Here is a 20,820-nt window from a genome sequence, read left to right on the forward strand (position 1 = left end):
CGCGCTAGACGAGGTTTTCGGGCACGTCTTCGTAATGCACCGGGTGGTGGGGCTCGAGCTGAATGAGGACGTCTTCAAGCTCATGGAAGCGTTCGTGCAGGCGATCTTTTAGCTGTAAAAGCACCTCACCGGCCTCCTCCATGCGCATATCGGGGTCGACGGTCACATGCAGGTCGAGGTGGACCGCGCCGGGCATCCCGCGGCTGCGCACGTAGTGGCAGGAGCGCACTTCGGGGTGGGCGCCGACGACTTCGCGGATGGCGTCGGCGTCGAGCAGTGCCGCATCCACCAGCACGACCATTCCGTCGCGTAAGACGCGGTAGGCGGTCATCCCGATAAAGAGCATCACCGCCAGCGCCGCGAAGATGTCACCGGAGGGGACGCCCGCCTGCACCAGCACAAGCCCGATGAGCACGGCGATGCCGGCGAGCGCGTCGGAGAAGGTGTGGGCCGCATCGCTGGCCAGGATCATGGAGTCGTAGCGCTTCGCGGCGCGCTTCTCATACCAGCTGATCAGAAAACTCGTGGCGATAGCCACACCGATGACCCCGAACGCGGCCGGTCCCACCTGAGGCTCGGCCGCCCCGGTGGCCGCCGCCCACACGCCCCGGCCAACTTCCAGAAGTCCCAGCAGGATCATCATGCCGATGGCCATGCTCGCGGCCACCTCGAGCTTCTGGTGACCGTAGGGGTGCTCACGGTCCGGGGGGCGCGTGGCCATGCCCAGGGCAATAAGACCGATGACGTTGGAGAGGGCGTCAAAAAAGGAGTGGAAGCCGTCGGCCTGCATGCTCACGATGCTGGCGTGGTAGCCCCAGGCGAGCTTGCCCATGGCCACGAGCAGGTTGGCGGCCAGGGTGAAGATGAGCACACGACGCACTGCACGGTGGTTGCTGCTGCGACTGACCTCTGGCGTCGATGCACACATGAGCGCTCCGGCCGATAGGCTCTACAGGAGGTCGTCGCGACCGTTGCGCTTGAGCGCATCCACGATCTCGCGCACCCGCTGGGCGCGCTCGCGCGGCAGCACCAAAAGCGCGTCGGGGGTGTCCACAACCACAAGCCCCTCGACGCCGCTCATCGCGATCAGGCGCTCGCTTCCCGCGCTGAGCACCACCGAGTCTCTGACCTCGTCGAGCACCGCGTCGGCGCGCACCACGTTGTTCTGCGTGTCAGTGGCGCTGACTTCATCGAGCGCCGCCCAGTGCCCCACGTCCGACCAGCGAAAGAGGGCCGGGATCACCTCCACATGCGCCGCGCCTTCCATCACCGCGTAGTCGATCGAGATGGAGGCGGCCTTCTCGAAGGCCTCGGCGATGATCGCTACATCGCTGGCACCACTGCGTCGCACCGGTTCAAAAGCGCGCAGAAGTTCAGGCTGCTGGCGCTCAAGCTCCGACCACAGGGTGGAGGGGCGCAGCACAAACATCCCGGAGTTCCACACAAAACGCCCCGAGGTCACATACTCGCGGGCCGTGGCCAGGTCGGGTTTTTCGACAAAACGCCGCACCGCCAGCGCGATGGGCCCCTGGCCGGGGGCGGTGTCGATGGAGCCCTCACTCTCAATGTAGCCGTACCCGGTCTCCGGGCGCGTCGGGGGCACGCCCAGGGTGACGATGGCGCCCTGGCGCGCGCGCTCTTCGGCGAGTTTGAGGCAGGCCTCAAAGGCCTGCTGGCCGCCGATGAAGTGGTCGGAGGGAAAGATCGCGATGGGCTCATCGCCGGCGATGGCTTCAGCGCGCGCGGCGGCAAGGGCGATGGCCGGCGCGGTGTTACGCGCGCGGGGCTCGACCACAAGCTCCAGTCCTTCGGTGCCCAGGCTGCGGAGCGCCTCGGAGGTGGGCTCGACGTGATGTTGTCCCAGCACCAGCAACGCGCGGCCCTGACTGTCGAGGCTGGCGACGCGGTCGAAGGTCTCGGCGATCATCGGACGATCGCCCCAGAGGGCAATGAGCTGTTTGGGGCGCGCGCGCCGGCTCAGCGGCCAGAAGCGGGTGCCGGAGCCGCCGGCGAGGATGACTGGGAGCATGGGGAAGACCTGAACTGCGTGCGGGGTGGGTCAGCGGCGGCCACGATAGCCATCCGGGCCGATAAATCAAGGTCAAGCCTCGGCGCCCTTGAGCGTGGCCAGCCAGAGCGCGTCGGTGAGCTGGCGGCGACGCCAGAGGCGCTCCTGTTCCTCGATGGCGTCGAGCTCTTTGAGCTGCGCGCGCGCCTCAGCCGGAAGATCCAGTGCGGAGCGGCTCGTGGCCAGCACTCGCCCCGACGCGTCGAGGAGCGCAGAGGGTTTGGCGTAGTCGTCGAGCAGGGCGATGGCGAGGCGGCGTTCGCCCTCGGCCAGCGTCATCTTCGTGCCCGCGCTTGCTCCCTCCGGCCTGGGTACCTCCCCGTGACGAAGTCGTTGATGTTCGTCGAGGAGTGTGTTCATGCAGCGGGCCGCGTCCTTGAACTCCGGCGGGGGCTCATCGAGGTGCACCCGGCGCAGAAGATCGCCGCTGGCGAAGGCGCGCGCGGTGGCCTGAAAGTCCTCCGAGGGCTCGACGACGCGGTGTAGCAGTCGGCGGGCAAAGACAAGGCCCAGCAGCACGCTGATCACGCCCAGGATCATTGCCGCCCAGGCCCCGGAGATACCCATGCGTTTGGCGCGCTCGTCCATGCGCGCCATCGAGGCGTGGTTGATGCGCGCAAGCTCGCTGAGCGCGGCGGTGGTCTCGGCGCGCGCCTGCACATCGCCGCTGAGCGCGGCCTGATGGTAGCGCTCGATGGTGTTGATGGCCGGGCGCTCCTCGCTCTCGGTGATGTTGGTGCTGGCGCGGGTAAACGCCTCATCGAAGCGCTCCAGATCCTCGTCGTTGACCGGGGTGTTCCCCAGAATCACCAGCATCTCTTCGACGGCGATGATCGAGTAGGAGTTCTCCTCGATGATCTGCTCGATGGCCGGCGCCATGCGCGAGAGCAGGCCGATGGCCCCCAGCGACGTCATGATCTGCAGGGAGAGCAGGGCGATGAGCAGCGCGGTGATTTCGGTACGAACGCGCATCACTTAGATCCAGTCGACGAGCTGGCGAGCGGCGTCTGAGCGCGAGACCACCACCAGGATGTCGTCGGTTTGCAAGACGGTGTCGGGCTCGGGAAGCTGCACGATGCCTCGGCCCTCGATCACGCGGCGAATGGCCACGACGTTGACGCCCACGCGGGTGGGAAGCTGCAGCTCTTTGAGGCTGCGGCCGAGCATCCCCTCCGGGGGGCGAAGTTCGGTGAGCACAAGATCTTCGCCCAGGGGCACCTCTTCGAGCACGCCGCTGTAGAGCATGCGTGTGGCCAGTCGCTCACCGAAGGCCCGCTCCGGGTTGACGACTTCGTGAGCGCCGACCAGGTGGAGGATGCGCTCGAGAAGTTCGTCGGTGGCGCGGGCGACCACCCGGGGGGCTCCCATCTTTCGCAGCAGGGCGGTGACCACGATCGCCCCCTCCCGCGACTCATCGCCGATGGCGCAGACGCAGATATCGCGGCGATCGGGGGCGGCCCGCGCCAGGGCCTCTTCGTCCATGGCGTTAAAGCAGGCGCCCTCGGCCGCAAAGCCTGCGGCCTGCTGCACGAGCTCCTCTTTGGTGTCGACGGCCAGGACATCGACGCCCTGGCCGGTCAGCGAGCGAGCCAGGGCCATGCCGAATTGCCCCAGCCCGATGATCAGAGCCTGCTTTGCCATGGGAGTTCCACTGCGCGTGAGGAAGGTGGTTCAGAAAAGAGGAGGTTCAGTTAGCCGACCGGCAGGGTGCGCGTGGGGCGCGTCCAGTCGGAGCTCGGCGTGCGCGATGCCAGTAGCAGAAAGAGCGTCAGCGGGCCAATTCGACCGATGAACATCGAGAGCATCACAATGATTTTGCCCACGGTGTCGAGCATGCCCGTCCCTCCGATCGTCAGCCCCACGGTGCCCAGCGCGCTCAACGCCTCGAAGATCGCCATCATAAAGGGCATCTGCTGGGTGATGAGCAGGGCGAGCGTCATCACCACCCCGATCATCGCCCCCACTGTGGCGATGGCGGCCGCCCGGAAGATCGTCTGTTGCGGGATATGAAACCCGAAGGCTTCGACGCGCGCGCGGTTGGCCAGCGCGCTGCGCACCACCAGAAAGAGCAGCGCGATGGTGGTGGTCTTGATGCCGCCGGCGGTCGAGCCTGGCGAGCCGCCGATGAACATCGCCATGAGCATGATCAGCACGCTGGCCGGGTGCAGCAGCGAGAAGTCCACGGAGTTAAAGCCCGCGGTGCGCAGCGTGATGGACTGGAAGATGGCGTTAAACGCGCGGTCGACCGTTCCCAGTGCCTCAAAGCTATGGGTGGATTCTGAGAAGAAGAAAAAGACCGCCGGCAAAAGCCAGAGCAAAAGCGAGGTCGTCATCACCACGCGCACATGCAGCGAGACAGGGCGACCTCGCCACCAGCGCGGCAGCGAGGCGACGACCGCCGGCCCCAGCCCCCCGACCACAATCAACAGTCCGATCGTCATCAGGATCGCCGGGTTAGATTGCACGCTCATCAGGCTATCGGAGCGCAGCGCAAAGCCGGCGTTGCAGAAGGCGGAGATCGAGGTGAAGACCCCCTCCCAGATGGCGCGCCCCGGCGGGGACCCCTCAAGCCAGAAGAGGCCGGAGAGGATCGTCGCACCGATGAGCTCGGTCACACACGTGATCAACAAAATCAACTTGAGCGCCGCGCTGATCTGGCCGCGGTCGCGCTCGCCAATCAGCTGGGCGATGGCGCCCTCATGGCGCATGCTCAGCCGGCGCCCCAGCAGCAAAAACGCCGCCGTCGAGAAGGTCATGATCCCGAGCCCGCCGATCTGAATGAGCACCAGGATGGTGAGCTGGCCCACGCCGGTGAAGTCCACCGGGGTGTCGAGCACAATCAGCCCCGTCACACACGTGGCGCTGACCGCGGTGAAGAAAGCATCAATGATGCTGATCGGGCGCGAGGTTGCCTGAGGCAACGAGAGGAAAAGCCCTCCGACGACGCAGGTGATTAAAAAGGTCGTCGCCAGCAGGCGCGCCGGGTTGGTGGCGACAGGCTCCCACCAGTGCGCTTCGGGGTCGGAAGCGGGGTGATCAAGCACCCACAGCCGTACCGCGAGCAGGATCACGACCACCGCCCACAGGCTCAATGTCAGCCCGACGCTGGCTCCGATCATCAGGGGGAGTGGGCCCGCCAGGGCCAGCGCGCTGGCGAGCATCGCCAGCTCGCGGGGGGCCTGACGGCAGCGCCACAGGCCGTGGGTCATCACGATCAGCGCAAAGACGATCGAGAGTCCCACCGAGCTCACGCCCAGAAGTTCCGGGGGCGATACCAGCACCGCATTGAGCCAGACGGCGACCATGCCCAGCGAGGCACCGACGGCCCCCGCCGCACCGCGACCCCGCGCCGGGACCTGGCCATCCTGCAGCCAGAGCAACCAGTACCCTCCCAGCAGAAGACTCAAGGCCCACAAAAAAGCCGGTCCGGGCCGGGTGGCCGAGACCAGCAGGGTGGGGGTCAACCCCACCAGCACAAGTCCCAGAGACATCAGTCGCCAGGCGGGGTGTTGCCAGCGCGACGCACTGGTCAAAACCCAGAGCGCCGCACAGATAAACGCCCCCAGAATGAGGGGGCGCGGGGCTGCCAGCCAGTCGGGTAGTTGCTCAGTGGTGCCCCAGGCCAGCACAAACGCAGGTGAGCCCGCGCGCAGAAGCGCGCGGGCCAGGTTGGGTCGAGTCAACATCGCTGCGGCCTTAAGGCAACTTCATCAGAGCTCGTGCACCACCGGAATGACCACCGGACGCCTTCCAAGCTCTTTACTGATGTAGCGGCGAATGTGGGTGCGAATCGCCTCTTTGACCTCCGAGATGTCACCGCGCGCCGCCCGGGAGAGCTCCTGGACGCCGTTCCAGGCGGCCTGGGCAGCCTGCTCCAACAACTCATCACTCTCGGTGGTGTTGACCACCCCGCGCTGAAGAACGGTGGGAGGCGCGACCAGCGAGCCCGACTCGCGATCGAGGATACCCATCGCCATCACGATGCCGGCGCTGGCCAGCTTGCGACGATCGCGCAGCTGGAAGTCCTCGGTGTCGCCCACGTTGCGACCGTCGACCAGCATACGCCCGTGATGCACGCGACCGATGACTTCGGCACCCTTATCGGTGATCTGCAGGCAGTCGCCGTTCTCGATCAGGTGGGTGTTCTCCACGCCCACTTCCGAGCCCAGACGCGCGTGCCCTTTACGCATGCGGTACTCGCCATGGACCGGGATCAGGTGGGTGGGGCGAGTGAGGTTGAGCATCAGCTTGAGCTCTTCCTGCTTGGCGTGGCCCGAGCCGTGGATGACCTTGTCGTCGGCCGTGATGATGGTGGCGCCGCGCTTATAAAGCGCGTTGACCATCGAGTTGATGCCGTACTCATTGCCCGGGATCTGACGCGCGCTGAGCACGATGGTGTCGCCCTCTTGCACTTCCACGTGGCGATGATCCCCGAAGGCCATGCGCGCCAGCGAGGAGCGCGGCTCGGCCTGGCTGCCCGTGGAGATGATCAGGATGCGCTTGTCCGGATACTTGTCCATCTCCTCCGGGTTGATGAGCACATCTTCGGGAGGGAAGGGCAAGAACCCTAAGTCGCGGGCGATGTTGGAGTTTTTGACAAGGCTTGTACCCATGAGCACGGCCTTGCGCTTGTGGCGGTAGGCCAGCTCCAGCAGGCCCGCGACGCGGTGAAGGTTACTGGAGAACTGCGCCACAATGAGGCGCCCCGGCGCGTTTTCGAAGACCTCCGAGAAGCCCTGGAAGACGGCGCGCTCGCTGCGCGTGAAGCCCGGAACTTCCGAGTTGGTGCTGTCGCCAAAGAGCGCGAGCACGCCCTGATCACCCAGCGCCGCAAGGCGCGGGAGGTCGGTCATCGGCTCGTACATCGGAGTCTGGTCGATCTTCCAGTCGCCGGTAAAGAGCGCGGTCCCCATCGGGGTATGCAGCGCAATCGCCATGGCGTTGGGCACCGAGTGGTTGATGTGCACAAACTCCGCCACAAAGGGGCCGATCTCCAGCTGCTCGCCAGGCTCCACTTCGATCAGGTCCACCTGGTTGCCCAGCCCGTGCGACTGCAGCTTGCGGTTAAGCATCCCCAGGGTAAGCCGCCCGCTGTAGACGGGCACATCGACTTCCTGAAGGAAGAAGGGCGCGCCGCCGATGTGGTCCTCGTGACCGTGGGTCAGCAGGATACCGTCGAGCTTATCGAGGTTGTCGAGCACGTAGCTCCAGTCCGGGAGCACGATGTCGACGCCGAAGTCGCCGGTCTCGGGGAAGGTGATGCCGCAGTCGATCATCAGCATCGAGCCGTTGCACTCGATGATCGAGCAGTTCATACCAACCTCATCCAGACCACCGAGCGGAATGTAGCGCAGGTAGTCTTTTTTGGGCGGGGCGGGTAGCAGGTTGTTTTCGCTCATGAATCCTCTTCATACAGGTGTACGTCGGCCCTGGCCACAGCGCATCCGGCGCGTGACAAGGATCAGGGCCCTGACTGTCGGTTTTAAATGGGGTGATTCAAAAGTATCACGTCGGGAAGGTCATATCGGGGTGTTCAGGCGCCGGGACGCGTCGCCGGAGCGCGATCGTCACACTCTCCGGGGGGGGCTTCATCGGGATGAAGCCAGTGACCGTCGGCGGCGTTTGCATCGTCGCATCGCTCGTGGGCCGGGGGCGGAGAACACCAGAGGCAATCTTCGGGGCGTTCCAGAAGCTGCACAGAGATCTCGGCGCTGTCGTCGTCGGCACCGGTGGCGCTGTCGACCAGCGCGCGAGGCGTCAACAAAAGAGCGCTCGCAAACGCCAGGGCGCCAACGAGAAGCTTCAACGTGAGATGTGTGAGGGGCCCGGTCATGCCGTAAGAACTCAGTATTTTCGTCACCGTTAACGCCCTGAACTCTAGCAGGTATTCCACATCATTAAAAGGCCGGACGAAAACTCGACTCGCCGGCAGTCGCCTTGATCGCTTGGGCGTTGCGCGCTATCAAAGGCTGCGCACGCGTTAATCCATGTCCACCACTTTTGTCCGTGGGCTCGTTGAATGTCTGGATGATGGGGAGAGTTTCATCTCGCCATCCGGTCAGCGAGCCCGATGACAGGTCGTCTATGCTGGCACTCTACGTATTCTGTCTGGTCTTCGGGGGCCTCTTCGTGGCGATGACCGTCTTCGCCGGGCTGGGATCCGACGCCGATCTGGAAGCCGACGGGGAGGGGGACTTCGATCTCGATAAAGAGTTTGAGATCGATAAAGAGTTTGAGATCGATAAAGAATTTGAAGTCGATAAGGACTTTGATGGCGACGCCGACAAAGATTTTGAGACCGGGCACGGGCGGCGCTTTCGGCCGCTGCGAAGCTTTAAGTTTTATACCTATTCGATGGCCTTCTTCGGGCTGACCGGCACGCTGCTCACGGTGCTGGGGCTTGCCAGCGGTGCGCTGGCCGCCGGGCTCTCGGCCTTGATGGGCCTGGGCGCCGGCCTGGCCGTTGCCTACGTGCTCTACTTAGGCGGCCTCAGCGAGGGCGGGCGGGCCACCAACGATGATGATTTTGTGGGGACCACCGCCCGGGTGCTGCTTCCGGTGAAGAAGGGCCAGCGAGGTAAAGTTCGCGTGACCATCGGCGGGCGCAGCATGGATGTGATGGCGGTGACCGAGGATGAGGGTGTGGTGCTCGACTTAAATGAGTCCTGCTTCGTCCTCGGGATTGAAGACGGCGTGGCGCGCGTGGTCGATATGCGCGCGCTCGAAGAACGACGGCAGAGTTAAGGCACCTCGGCGACCATTATGAAGCTGTGGCCTGCGCCGGTTGCGCAGCCCCGGGTTCATCAACGTAAGGGATAGAGGGTATGGAAGGTATCGTCATTACGACCATCTTTTTAGGGTTCTTCGGGTTCATCGCCGTCTCGGCGTTGATCTGGGCCTACCGCTATTTCCTGAGGGTGTGTCGGCCCAATGAGGTGCTGATCTTCTCGGGTAAGGATTACCGCCTGGCCGACGGCTCGGTGCGGGGCTACGAGGTGTTGGCCGGCGGCCGTCGCCTCTTTAACCCCTTCTTCGAGAAGGTCGAACGCCTCGACCTGACGGTGATGCCGGTGCATATCAGCATCACCGGGGCGTACTCCCGCGGTGGTATCCCGCTGACCCTTCAGGCGGTAGCCAACGTGAAGATCGACAGCGATGAGCGCTCGATCCACAACGCCGTCGAGCGTTTTCTGGGGCGCGGTCGCAACGAGATCATGCGCGTCGCTCAGGAGACCCTGGAGGGTAACCTCCGCGGCGTGCTCGCCACGCTGACCCCGGAGCAGGTCAACGAGAACCGCCTGCTCTTCGCCGACCAGCTCGCCCGCGAGGCCGAGCCCGACCTTGAGAAGCTCGGCCTGCACCTGGACACGCTGAAGATCCAGAACGTGGCCGATGATCGCGACTACCTCGACTCCATCGGTCGCCGGCGCATCGCCGAGATCCTCAAAGTTGCCGAGGTCGCCGAGTCCAACGCGGTAAAGACCGCCGAAGAGTCGGAAGCCGAGGCCCAGGGCCGCGGTGAGGTTGCGCGCCGCAACGCTCAGGCGCAGATCCAGCGCGTGCAGAATGCCCTGCGTGAGCTTCAGGCCGACCTGGAGCTGCGCGCTCGCTCCGAAGAAGAGCGCGCCACCGCCCGGGCGATGACCGCCCGCGCTGAGGCCGAGCAGGAACTTCAGCAGGTTCGTACCGAGCTTGAGAAGTTGCGCCTGCAGGCCGACGTCGTCATCCCCGCCGAGGCCGATAAGGTCGCCCGCGAGCTGACCGCCGCCGGTGAGGCCGCCGAGATCGCCGAGCGCGGCCGCGCCATGGCCGAGGTCCTGCGCATGATGACCGAGGTCTGGGTCGACGCCGGCGATGCGGCGATGGACGTCTTCATCCTCCAGCGTATGGAGTCGGTGATGAAACGCGTGGCTGACGCCGCGCGCCAGGTCGAGGTGCGCGAGGTTGCGCTCATCGACAGCGGCAACGGCAAGGCGCTCCCCAACTACGTGAGCAGCTTCCCGGGCATCGTCAGCGGGCTCTTCAAAGAGATGCGCGAGACCGTGGGCATCGACATCGAGGCGGTGCTCACCGGCGGCGGTGGCATGACCGAGGGTTCCGGCGGTGGCAAGTCCGCCTCCGCCCCCGCATCGCTGGGACGTCGGCTCTCGGAAGCTCGGGAGTCGGGTGAGGGTTTCTCCAAGCGCCCCACCACCCAGCACTCCATCCCGAAACTTGGCGAAGAACGCGACGGCCCCACCGAAAAGGCCTGAGCACCACGTTGAACGCTTTTCGGTGACCTACGCTTCACCACAGGAGAAATTATGGGAATCTTCGCTCTCTTCGGTGTCATCCTGGTCCTTGTCGTGATCGCAGTGATCGCGGCGACCCACCTGATTGAAGTCTGCCAGCCCAACGAGGTGCTGGTCTTTGCAGGGGAGAAAAAAGCCCCCGGCTACACGATCGTGCACAGCGGTCGTAAGATTCGAAATCCGCTCTTTCACCGCGTCGACAGGCTCGATGTGACCAACATGGTCATCGACCTGCACGTGACCAACGCCTACTCCAAAGGTGGTATCCCGCTGAGTGTGAAAGGCGTGGCTAACGTCAAAGTGGGTAGCCGTTCGCCGCTGATCGACAACGCCGTCGAGCGTTTTCTGGGTATGTCGCGCCAGCAGATCATTCAGATCGCCAAAGAAACCCTCGAAGGTAACCTGCGCGGCGTGCTCGCCACGCTGACGCCGGAAGAGGTCAACGACGATCGCATCAAGTTCGCGCAGTCGCTCTCCGAGGAGGCCGAGCATGATCTGACGCGCATCGGTCTTGAGCTCGATACGCTCAACATCCAGCACGTCAGCGATGATCAGGGCTACCTCGACTCGATCGGTCGTCAGCAGTCGGCGACGCTCCTGATGGAGAGCCGCATCGCCGAGGCGCTCAACCGCGCCGAGGCCAGCGTGCTCGACGCTGAGAACCAGCAAAAGCGCGCCACCGCCAAGGTCAACGCGCAGATGGAGATCGCCAAGGCCGAAGCCGAGCGTCGCGTCATCGACGCGCAGACCCGTGGCGAGGCGATGGTGGCTGAGGAGCGCGCGAAGGTCGGTGCGATGGTCGCCAAGGCCCGCGCCAACCTCGACGTGCAGCGCGCGCGTCTGGAGCAGGTCAAGCGCCAGCTCGCCGCCGACCTGATTCAGCCCGCCCAGGCCCGTAAGTCGGAGCTTGAGGCCCAGGCCAAGGCCAACGCCGCTTCCTTCATTGAGGACGGGAAGGCCAACGTGGTCGCGCTTCGCGAGCTCATCGACACCTGGAAGAGCGCCGGCGACTCCGCCCGCCCCATCTTCCTCTTGCAGCAGTTTGATACGATCCTCGACTCGATGCTCTCGACGGTGCAGGAGATCAAGATCGACAAGATCACCGTCATCGACTCGCAGATGCAGGAGGTCGACCGCCACGGCACTGCCCCGATGAAGGCGGCCAGCGGCTCGGAGCAGATCAAGCAGACCCTCGGGATGGATCTGCCGCGTATGCTTCAGGGCCTTGCGGCGATGCAGGAATCCAAATGATGCAACGCGTCCGCTTCTCTTCTGGGAAGCGGATGCGGAAGTGAAAAAAAAGCCGCGCCCCTCAACAGGGCGCGGCTTTTTTTGTGGTGGAGTAGGGCCAGAAACGCGATGGAAGGGGAGGGCGCGGTCGCCGAAAGTCGGACGTTCACCCGGGCCATCGTAAGCGGCTGAGGGTCGGCAGGACGCGCGGATGCGGCGGGGTAGTCTGGTGTGGCCTCGAGCGCGCCGGGGCGCATGGCGCAAGGGGATGCGGCCCGTGCACGCGTGAGGCTTCGGGGGAGCTGTGAGGCTTAGTCGCCGGAGCGTTGCACGGCCTCGACCCGGGAGGCGGGGAGCCAGCCCACGTCGCCGGTGGGCAAAACAACCTCCACCCAGCCCTCGCGGGTGCGCTTTCTGTCGACGACGGCGCCGGCGGCGAGTTGAGGGTGTCCGCTGTGGGCGCCGGCATGTTCGGAGGGGGCTACGCGAAGCTCGCTCTCTTGAAGCACCACGCCCAGCTGCTCGGGGCCGGAGATCTGCGCGATGCCCAGGTGCAGCGTGGCGTTTAAGAGGCCCAGCACCAGCGCGGCGATCACGGCGGCGCGCACCACGCTTTCCGAGGGGCGCCCGCTTAAGCGGCGGATCATGGCGAGCGCAAACGCAAGCCACACAAGGCCAAGCGCCACCCAGGGACCGCTGCGCAGCGCGCGGGCGACCACCGGGCTCTGCGCCCCAAAACGCGCGGCGTTGGCGTCGTTAAGGCTCACCAAGTTGACGGTGGTCTGCAGGTTGGCGGCCACATCGGGGTGGTGGGCGTGGGTGAGGGCGGCGCGCTCCAGGAAGAGGCGGGCGCGGCCCAGATCGCCGGCGCGAAGCGCGGCGCTTCCGGCGTTGTACCAGAGGGTCGCGTCGTTGTGTGGGTCGGCGGCCACCTCCCAGCTCCGAGACGCCTCCTCAAATGCTCCCGCCTCCCAGCTCCGGGCGGCCTCCTCCGCGATGTTCTGTGCCTGCGCCTGGGCCTCGCCAGGGCTTCCCAGCGCCGCGCAAAGGCCCACAGCCCCGCCGGCGATCAAAAGGGCTGTGCGGCTCGCACGCGCGCTCCTGGAGCGCGGATCGTCCGTACTGTGCGCCTCCTCAAAAAGCGTCGCGATGAGCGCGGAGGCGCGCTCCATCAGCGTCTCTGCGGAGCCCGCTCCCGGCGCGTAACGCCCCCGGGTGAGCTCAGCGACGAGATCTGCGACTTTTGTGACAAGCTCCTCCGAGAGCGCGCGGGTGCTCAGCTCGCGCTGCACCTCGGCGGCGGTGAGCGCGCCGGTCTGCACGCCGAATCCCCGCTCCAGCACCAGCGCCAGCGCGCGCAAGAGCGCCTCGTCGCGGGCGCGTCCCTCGGCCTGGCGGGCCTGCTCAAGGAGCGCGTCGAGCTCCTGGCGCAGCGCGCGGCGCGCGCGGGCCGGGCCCAGCTTTTTAGCGAGCGCGCCGCGCAGCGGGCGCTCCATCGCCAGCGCGCCCAGCCCCAGAAGGGGCAGCAGCCAGAGCCACCAGGGGATGGTCCCCGACGGCGCCCGCGCCGGCCCCAGATCCCCCGTCAACTTCGGCTCGGCCAGCTCCAGAAGATCGAACTCCGACTGCCCCGACTCGCCGCGATGCACCTCATCGACCGGCGCCTCATCCAGGTTCTCGGGCAACGTGCCCGGCTCCACGTGGATCGTGCGCGCCTCGACGCGGGCGACCTTGTAGGCGCCTTCCTCCGGATCAAAGTAGTCGAAGGAGAGCTCCGGAAGCGTCAGCGTGCCCTCCTGCAGGGGCATCAGGGTAAAGCGCACCTCGCGGGTGCCGTGGATGCGCGTGCCCTGGCGAATCTGTTGCGGCTCGTCGCTGGTGGCGATGACCCGGTAGGCCTCGGTGTCGCTTAAGGTGGGGATTTTCAGGCGGGCGGCGCGGCCAACCCCGGTGATGCGAAGCGTGTAGTGGAGCGTGCCGCCAACGCGCGCGCTTTTGGAGTCGAGTTGAGAAGTCATCGACCACTGCCCCACATTGTTGCGATCAAAGCCTGCCGGCGCGCCGTCGGGAAGCTCCTGCACGCGCAACGTCACCGCCTCGGCCTCGATCTCAATCTGGGAGCTCGGCCCGAAGAGCGAGGCGCGCTGCAGCGGAAGGCGCATCGCCTCCACGGTGAGCTCGCCGGCTTTGAGCGGAAAGAGCGCGTAGCCGCGCACGCCGCTGACGTTCCAGTCGTGGCCTTGCAGACGTGTGATGCGTCGCTGGCGCACCACGACATCGCTCAAATCTTCGACCCAGAAGTCGTTCAATGCCGGCTCATCCGGCGGTGAGGCGCGAAGCCCGCGGCTGCGGGCGTTGGTGTAGAGCTCGTAGGTGAGCGTGACCTGCTCACCCAGATAAGGATCGCGGTCCGCCGGCTCCACCGTCACGTCGAGAAAGGCCACGCCATTGCGGGCCCCCTCGGGCGTGCTCGGCTCGGGGACCTGGTCGGGGGCGGTCACCCGCACGCTGACCGGGTTGGGGGTAAAGGAGCGCGTGCCCACGCGCAGCCGCGGCGGCTCAATGGTGTAGATCTCGTGCTCCTGAGGGGCGCGCAGCTGGTAGCGCACCTTGAGCGAGCGCTCGATCTGCCCGTTGCGGTTGATCATCGAGGGGGCGCTCCCCGCACCCACCAGGCGAAAGGGGCCAAAGCGGGGGTCGCGCTCCACGCGAATGTCGTAATTACCCCCGACGCGCGCTTCCAGCTGGTACTCCACCACCTGACCCGGGGCGACGACTTTGGGCGAGGCGCTCACCGTGATCTCGACGTCTTGCTGCGCGCGGGCCTCAACGGCGAAGAGCGTCAGGAGCGTCGCACAGAGGGCGGATACCGTGGCGAGTAGCGAGGATCGTGTCGTGGTTGAGCTGCCCATCACCAGTCCTTCTCAATGTGGCGGCGAGGCACGTCTTGCAGGGATTTCTTGAGCTGGAAGTTGTCGTCGCTCTCTTCGAGCGCGCGCAGGATCTCCATCAGCTCTTGCCGCTCCTCATCGGTGGGCTCTTCGGAGGGCTGGGGCTGAGCCTCCTGCGGCTCTTCGGAGGCTTGCTCTTCGTTTTGTGGGGCCTCGCTCTCGTCTTGCTGCTGCTCGCCATCTTCTTGCTCTTGAGGATCTTGCTGCTGCTGATCATCGCTCTCCTGCTGATCTTCTTGCTGATCCTGATTTTGCTGCTGGTCTTGCTGTTCCTGCTGATCTTGCGAATCGGACCCGCCCGAACCTCCGCCATTGAGGTTTTGCAGATGGTAGAAACCCGGCTCGCCAGTGACCTTGAGGACGGCGCGTTCGTCATCGAGATCTTCGATGGCGAAGCCCTGATCCAGGGTAAGCGCAGCGAGCGCAGGAGGTGTGTTTTCGGCGTCGGTGTTGCCTGGCGAGTTTGCGGCGGCAGCCGGGGCAGACGGCGCGCTCTCGGGGCGCTCCGCCACCATGAGGTCTTCGCCGATCACCGGATCCACGTGAGACAGCGTGTGGGTGGGAAAGGGGCCGTAGGGGAGCTCGGAGGCCGGGTCAGCGTCGAGCTTCCAGGCCTCTTGCGGGATGCTGGAGATGCCCCACTGCAGCGGCTCATCTTCGGGGACGGGCACGCTGAAGAAGTCGGCCTCATCGGGGCAGATGCGGGCGTAGCGCACCTCCTGCTGCTCTTCGCTCAAAGTCGCCGGCTCATCGGGGCTGTTGTTGGGCCAGTGCGCGTCGTTGCCGGAGGGGCAGGCCGCAAAGGGAAAGAAGTTGAGCGTGTAGGGGCCCTGCTGCGCCTCATCCACGCCGGTGATGGCCACGATCACCTCATCCACCTCGCCAAGCTCCGGGATGCCCGCGCTGAGGCGGTTTCCGGCCGGGAGCCCGCGGGCCAGAAGCTCGCCGGAGGCCGCGTTCCGAACTTCGAGCGTGAGCTGCGGCGGATCTTCGGACTCCAGGTCGGGCTGCGGTTGAAGATCGACAAAAAGGGTCTCGGCGTTATCGATCTTGAAGGTGAACCAGTCCTCGTCGCCCTTGCAGAGCTGAAGTTGATGCTCGTTGCCCTCCAGACGCGCGGCGGCGCCGGCGGAGTTGTTGGGCTCGGACTCTTCCTGCAGCGCCTCACAGGGGGGCACAAAGTGCACGTCGAGCTCGTAGGCGAACTCCAGGCCCGGGTCGGTCTCCACGGCGATGAAGACCGGCGCGGCCCGGGGGCTTCCCAGAAGTTGTTGGCTGAGCACGATCTCCTCAATGGCGCGCTCCACCTCGCCACGGGCGTTCTGGCCGCGCAGGGCCTCGTCGTCATCGTCGAGGCCCTCGTCGATGGCGAGCACCGTCTGGCCGTCGGGCGCGAGGATGCTCAGGCGCAGCGCGCCCGGCTCGGTCAGAAAGACCCGCTCGGGGTCGGGCTCTTCGCGAACTTCTTTGAAGGTCGCGCTCACGCCCAGCAAGCTGCCCGGGACGGCGTCGATCTTAAAAAGATCGATGTTCTCACCACAGAGGGTGAGGTCTTTAAGTGTGGGCTCTTCGAGGGTGTGGGCGTTTTGAGGGTCGTCGTTGGGCTCAAGCTCATCTTCAAAGGTCGCGCAGGGCGGGTAGAGCGCGCGCAGCGCGACCTCCAGGTTGTGGCGCAGCGCCTCGCCAAGCTCCGGATCCTCGGGCTCTTCGACGGTGGCGAAGAGCTTGAGGCCCTGGCGGAAGGCGTCGTGGGCTTCGCGCCATTCTTCCAGGCCGGCCAGGCTTAAGCCCAGGTTGTACAAGATGGCAGCGCGAAACTCCGGATCATCGACGGTGAGCGCGCGGGCGAAGGCCTCGCGGGCGCCTTCAAAATCTTCCAGGCCGAGCAGGGCGCGGCCGCGGTTGTAATGAAACTCGGGACGGTCGTCGTAGGTCGAGGCCAGGGGCTCCATGAGATCGAGGGCCTGCTGGAACTCCCCCTGGTCGATGAGCTGGTTGGCCTCTTCGATGGCGGCGTCGGGGCGAGGCGGGGGTTCGCAGCCGGAGGCGCCGAGAAGGAGTGTGATGAGGGAGAGTCCGAGGATGGCGCGTACGCGAGCGCCCAGACGCCCTCCCGGGGAGCCTGCGCCGACGGTCGGCAGCACGCGTTGCCCCAGGAAGATCGAGAGCAGGGTGAGCAAAAAGGCCGGGACGAGGAAGATCATAAAACGGTCGATGTAGCGCTCGCGAAGTTGGTCTTCAAACTGCGTGCGTTCGAGCTGGTCGAGAAAGCCCACCAGCGCGTTGGAGACGGCACCGGGGCGGTCGAAGTGGATGTAGGTGCCGCCGGTGGTCTGAGCGATCTTTTTGAGCATCGCGTCGTCCAGAGTGCTGACGACGTACTCGCCATCGCGATCGCGCAGGTAGCCGCGGCGGCTGCCGTACTGGTCGAAGACGGGCACGCGCGCGCCCTCGGTGCTGCCCACGCCCACAGTGACCACGCGGATGCCCAGCTCCCTGGCACGCCGGGCGGCGGCCATCGGGTCGGATTCGTGATCTTCGCCGTCGGTGATGAGCACGATGACCTGGTTGGGAGAGCGGGCCATCGCGCCCTCGGCTTCCGGGTCTTCGGCGCGTCCGGTGAGAAGTTCGATGGCGTCGACCAGCGCGGCCCCCAGTGAGGTGCCGCCCACCGGGATTTGTTCGGGGTGCACGCGGCGCAAAAAGAAGTTGATGGCGGCGTAGTCGGTGGTCAGCGGGGCCTGCGGAAAGGAGAGGGAGGTGAAGATCACAAGCCCCACCCGGTCGCCGGCCAGACGCGTCATGAAGGTCTGGATTTCGCGGTTGGCGGCCTCCAGGCGGTTGGGCGCGACATCTTCCGCGAGCATGGAGCGGGAGAGGTCCATGGCGAAGACCACATCGAGGCCCTCGCGCGAGGAGGGCGCGTCGCTGATGCCCCACTGCGGCTGGGCCAGGGCGATGGCCAGGAGCACCAGGGCGGTGAGCTGGCAGATGCGCGCAGCGAGCTTGCGGGTGGGATTGAACGAGGCGGTCATCGCCTCGATCAGCGGAAGGTCGCCCAGGCGGCGAATCACCCCGCGGCGCCAGACTTCGTAGCTGACCCAGGCCACCGCCAGGGGAAGGAGCAGGGCCAGCCAGTAGAGGTTGTCGGTCTTTGCGAACACCATCGGCGCCTCTTCTTAAGGAAAGGTCCGACACAGCGTGTGCCGCGCGAAGAAGTGGAAGGCCAGCAGCAAAAGCGCCGCAAGTGCCCAGGAGTGGTAGTGCTCCCGGTAGCGCACGCTCTTGATGTCTTCGAGCTCGGTGCGGTCGTAGGCGTCGATGATCTCGTGGAGATCCTCGCGCATCGAGCGGGCATCAAACGCACGGAAGTACTGGCCGCCGGTGATGCTGGCGATCTCCTGCATCAGCTCGGGGTTAATCGGGAACTCGCTGGTCTGATACGCGATGCGACCGCTGAAGATGTCACGGCCGGCCGCAATAAGCGCCTTGCCCTCTCGCCCCACCAGGATGGGGTAGACGACCGCGTCGATGTCGCGGGCCATCTCGGCGGCCTGCACCGGGGAGATGTTGCCGCCGCGGCGGTCGCCGTCGGTGATGAGGATGATGAGTTTGGACTCGGCCTCGCTCTCCACAAGCCCGGCCACGGCGCGGCCCAGGGCGTTGCCGATGGCCGTGCCGGAGTCGTCGATGTCGCCGAGCTGCAGGCTGGCGAGGCTGTCGTCCAAAAGCTCATGATCCAGGGTCAGCGGGAAGTGCAGGTAGGCGTCCTGCGCAAAGAGCACCACGCCGATGCGGTCGTTAGGCCGGGTGGCGATGAACTCGCGCAGGGTGCGTACTGCGTCTTCAAAGCGGGTGGGCGGGCGCTGGCCTCGGGCCTCCAGCGCGCGGGCCTCGGCCGGGTCGAGGTCGATCGCGCGCATCGAGCCGCTCATGTCCAGGGCCACAAAGATGTCGATGCCTTCGACCTGAGCCGGCAAAGGCTCGGAGGTCTGAGGCCGGGCGATGGCGACGATCATCGCAGCCAGCGCGAGCAGCAGCGCCAGATCGATCAGCGGGTCGAGCACTACCCGGGGGCCGCGCGGGCGCTGCGCCAGCCGCCCGGTCGCCGAGAAGAGAAAGGAAGGCTGGCGGCGGGCGCGGTAGCGGGGCATGAGCATCATCACCGCCAGCAGCGGGATGAGGATCAAAAGGCCCAGCACCCAGGGGTGGGCAAAGGCGAAAGTGGCGATCAGCAGGGGGGAGCTCATCATCGGGCGTCCTCCTCGCTGGCGTCGGGAGCCTCGGAGGGGGGCTGTGAGGCCTGGGTTTTGTCTGGTGTGTCTGAAATGGCTGTGTTTTCAGTGGGTTGCGTACTGTCTTTGCCGGCCTCGCTCGTTTGCTCGGGGCGCGGGCGCGTGCGCTCGACGATGTGGAAGGCCGCCTGAAGATGCTGGCGCGCCTCGGCAGGGGCGGGGGTGTGGCCGGCGAATTTGACGCGGTCGCAGGCCCGCAGCCACTGCGCCAGATCGCTGATGCTCAGGTCGGCCGGGAGCGTGGCGCGCTCTTTGAGGCGCGCAACGATCTCGGTGGTGGTGAGCTCGGTGCCGGGAAAGCCCCAGCGTCGCCCCAGGTAGGTGCGCAGGGTCTCGGAGAGTCGCACGTAGAAGGCCATGACTTCGCCATCTTCGAGCAGTGAGGAGTTCGCCAGGAACTCGAGCTTTTGCAGGGCCTCTTCGGCCGGGGGCTGGCGCGGGGCGTCGTTTGGCTCGGGGCGACGGCGTCGTCGTGCCATAAGTCCGGCGACAGCGCCGATGGCGAGCAGACCTAAGGCGCCGCCGGCGATGAGGTAAGGCGTGGCGTCGGAGACGAGCAGGGCGCGCGCGCCGCGCGCGCTCAAAAGGCCGGCTCCGGCGTCGCTGATCGGCGCGACATGCACCGGGGTGCGCGGCACGGTGATTTCCACCGGCTCGCCGTCGCTCCCCAGCGCGCGGATGACGACCTCGGGGGAGCGGGTGGGGCCGGGGCGAAAGACGGCGTATTCGAGCTCGAAGGTGGTGATCTTCTGGCCGCCTTCGTCGCGCGTCTCGCTCTCCAGGGCGACGCGCTCCCAGCGCGAGCCTTCGGGAAGGGGCACGACGGTCAGGCGCAGGTCCGGGGCGTGGTTGACGCTGACGCTGAGCTTGACCGTGTCGCCGACTTTAAGCCCGTCGGGCACCACCAGCTCGTGGCTCTCCAGGGTGGCGCGCGCCTCGTCGCTTTCATCGCGATTATCATTTGCCGCGTCGGCCGCCGGGGGCTCGGTGGGCTCCTGGGCGAGCAGCCCGGGCGCGGGCGCGAGGAGCAGCAGCGTTAGCGCGCTCATGAGCAGCGCGCGTCGGGCGCGTTTGGGATGTTCTGGTGGACAAAAGATCATGGTCGCCTCGCGCGCTGCTTGAAATAACGCACCAGGGGATCGATGTGGTTGCCTTCGGTATCAATGGTCACGCTGTCGATGCGCAGCTTGTTAAAAATACGCTGCTGATCGCGGCGCACCCGCGACATATGCGCGGCAAAGGCCTCGCGCACCGCCGAGGACGAGGTGTCGACGGGGATGATCTGGCCCGACTCCGGATCTTCAAAATGCACCAGGCCCATCTCGGGGATGCGCCGCTCCATCGGGTCGACGACCACGAGCGGGATGAGCTCGTGGCGGCGGTTGGCGATCTTTAAGCTGCGCTCGTAGTCGGCATCCAGAAAGTCGCTGATCAGAAAGGAGATGCTGCGCTTGCGGCTGATGCGGGTGAGGTATTCGAGCGCGGTGTTGATCGAGGTTTTGCGGCGTTCTACGCGCGGGGCGAGGATCTCTTTGATGACGCGCAGCACATGCTTTTTGCCTTTGCGCGGCGGCAAAAAGACCTCGACCTCATCGGTGAAGATGATCAGGCCCACGCGGTCGTTGTTGGCAATGGCGCTAAACGCGATGAGTGCGGCGAGCTCGGCGGCGGTTTCTTGTTTGCGCCGATGGCGGGTGCCGAAGGACTGGGAGGCCGAGGCGTCGACGAGCAAAAAGACGGTGAGTTCGCGCTCCTCGGTGAACTGTTTGACGTGCAGCTCGCTTGTGCGGGCGCTGACGTTCCAGTCGATGACGCGAATATCGTCGCCGGGCTGGTAGGCGCGCACATCGAGAAAGTCCATGCCGCGCCCTTTAAAGACGCTGTGGTACTGGCCGGCCAGGTGATCGTTGACCGCGCGGCGCGCGACGATCTCGAGGTGACGTACCGCTTTAAAAAGTTCACCGGGGAGCATGGGTCTGGGGGCG

General features: G+C 65.8%; 15 protein-coding genes. 3 read left to right on the plus strand and 12 right to left on the minus strand.

Going from position 1 to position 20,820, the window contains the following annotated elements; all coding sequences use genetic code 11:
- Nucleotides 1-4: 4 nt before the first annotated feature.
- The 7 genes from FRC98_RS06080 to FRC98_RS06110 all read right to left on the minus strand — a co-directional run bounded on the left by FRC98_RS06080 (nucleotide 5) and on the right by FRC98_RS06110 (nucleotide 7,832).
- Nucleotides 5-928, minus strand: coding sequence for a cation diffusion facilitator family transporter (locus FRC98_RS06080; RefSeq protein ID WP_146980389.1), 924 nt, complete (start codon nucleotides 926-928; stop codon nucleotides 5-7).
- 21 nt (nucleotides 929-949) lie between these two features.
- On the minus strand, nucleotides 950-2,029 hold the full coding sequence (locus tag FRC98_RS06085; RefSeq protein WP_146980390.1) for a mannose-1-phosphate guanylyltransferase: 1,080 nt from the start codon (nucleotides 2,027-2,029) through the stop codon (nucleotides 950-952).
- Nucleotides 2,030-2,101: 72 nt separating this feature from the next.
- Nucleotides 2,102-3,040: a HAMP domain-containing protein gene (locus tag FRC98_RS06090; RefSeq protein WP_146980391.1), complete on the minus strand. Its 939-nt coding sequence runs from the start codon at nucleotides 3,038-3,040 to the stop codon at nucleotides 2,102-2,104.
- A 3-nt stretch (nucleotides 3,041-3,043) separates the two neighbouring features.
- Nucleotides 3,044-3,709 carry a potassium channel family protein gene (locus FRC98_RS06095; RefSeq protein ID WP_146980392.1) on the minus strand — a complete coding sequence of 222 codons (666 nt, stop codon included), beginning with the start codon at nucleotides 3,707-3,709 and terminating at the stop codon, nucleotides 3,044-3,046.
- Nucleotides 3,710-3,759: 50 nt separating this feature from the next.
- Nucleotides 3,760-5,754: a TrkH family potassium uptake protein gene (locus FRC98_RS06100; RefSeq protein WP_146980393.1), complete on the minus strand. Its 1,995-nt coding sequence runs from the start codon at nucleotides 5,752-5,754 to the stop codon at nucleotides 3,760-3,762.
- 24 nt (nucleotides 5,755-5,778) lie between these two features.
- Entirely contained in the window at nucleotides 5,779-7,467 is a 1,689-nt protein-coding gene (locus tag FRC98_RS06105; protein ID WP_146980394.1) for a ribonuclease J, read from the minus strand.
- Between the two features lie 134 nt (nucleotides 7,468-7,601).
- The gene (locus FRC98_RS06110) at nucleotides 7,602-7,832 is read right to left on the minus strand and encodes a hypothetical protein (RefSeq protein WP_146980395.1); all 231 of its coding nucleotides are present in this window, start codon (nucleotides 7,830-7,832) and stop codon (nucleotides 7,602-7,604) included.
- 320 nt (nucleotides 7,833-8,152) lie between these two features.
- Between FRC98_RS06110 and FRC98_RS06115 the strand changes: the two genes are divergently transcribed.
- The 3 genes from FRC98_RS06115 (at nucleotide 8,153) to FRC98_RS06125 (ending at nucleotide 11,610) form a co-directional block, all read left to right on the plus strand.
- Complete coding sequence (locus tag FRC98_RS06115; RefSeq protein WP_146980396.1) at nucleotides 8,153-8,812, plus strand: hypothetical protein; 660 nt, start codon at nucleotides 8,153-8,155, stop codon at nucleotides 8,810-8,812.
- Between the two features lie 80 nt (nucleotides 8,813-8,892).
- On the plus strand, nucleotides 8,893-10,320 hold the full coding sequence (locus FRC98_RS06120; protein ID WP_146980397.1) for a flotillin family protein: 1,428 nt from the start codon (nucleotides 8,893-8,895) through the stop codon (nucleotides 10,318-10,320).
- Between the two features lie 51 nt (nucleotides 10,321-10,371).
- Nucleotides 10,372-11,610: a flotillin family protein gene (locus tag FRC98_RS06125; RefSeq protein WP_146980398.1), complete on the plus strand. Its 1,239-nt coding sequence runs from the start codon at nucleotides 10,372-10,374 to the stop codon at nucleotides 11,608-11,610.
- Between the two features lie 290 nt (nucleotides 11,611-11,900).
- Here FRC98_RS06125 and FRC98_RS06130 read toward each other — a convergent pair whose 3' ends face one another.
- The 5 genes from FRC98_RS06130 to FRC98_RS06150 are packed head-to-tail and all read right to left on the minus strand — an operon-like array spanning nucleotide 11,901 to nucleotide 20,807.
- The gene (locus FRC98_RS06130) at nucleotides 11,901-14,501 is read right to left on the minus strand and encodes a BatD family protein (RefSeq protein ID WP_146980399.1); all 2,601 of its coding nucleotides are present in this window, start codon (nucleotides 14,499-14,501) and stop codon (nucleotides 11,901-11,903) included.
- Nucleotides 14,501-17,707: a VWA domain-containing protein gene (locus FRC98_RS06135; protein WP_146980400.1), complete on the minus strand. Its 3,207-nt coding sequence runs from the start codon at nucleotides 17,705-17,707 to the stop codon at nucleotides 14,501-14,503. Before FRC98_RS06135 ends, FRC98_RS06130 begins: the two co-directional genes overlap by 1 nt.
- A 12-nt stretch (nucleotides 17,708-17,719) precedes the next feature.
- Nucleotides 17,720-18,793 (minus strand): VWA domain-containing protein, encoded by a 1,074-nt coding sequence (locus FRC98_RS06140; RefSeq protein WP_146980401.1) that lies wholly within the window; start codon nucleotides 18,791-18,793, stop codon nucleotides 17,720-17,722.
- Nucleotides 18,790-19,935 (minus strand): hypothetical protein, encoded by a 1,146-nt coding sequence (locus tag FRC98_RS06145; protein WP_146980402.1) that lies wholly within the window; start codon nucleotides 19,933-19,935, stop codon nucleotides 18,790-18,792. Before FRC98_RS06145 ends, FRC98_RS06140 begins: the two co-directional genes overlap by 4 nt.
- Entirely contained in the window at nucleotides 19,932-20,807 is an 876-nt protein-coding gene (locus tag FRC98_RS06150) for a DUF58 domain-containing protein (RefSeq protein ID WP_146980403.1), read from the minus strand. Before FRC98_RS06150 ends, FRC98_RS06145 begins: the two co-directional genes overlap by 4 nt.
- Nucleotides 20,808-20,820: the final 13 nt, after the last annotated feature.

The sequence above is a fragment of the Lujinxingia vulgaris genome (genome assembly GCF_007997015.1).
Classification (GTDB): Bacteria; Myxococcota_A; Bradymonadia; order Bradymonadales; family Bradymonadaceae; genus Lujinxingia; species Lujinxingia vulgaris.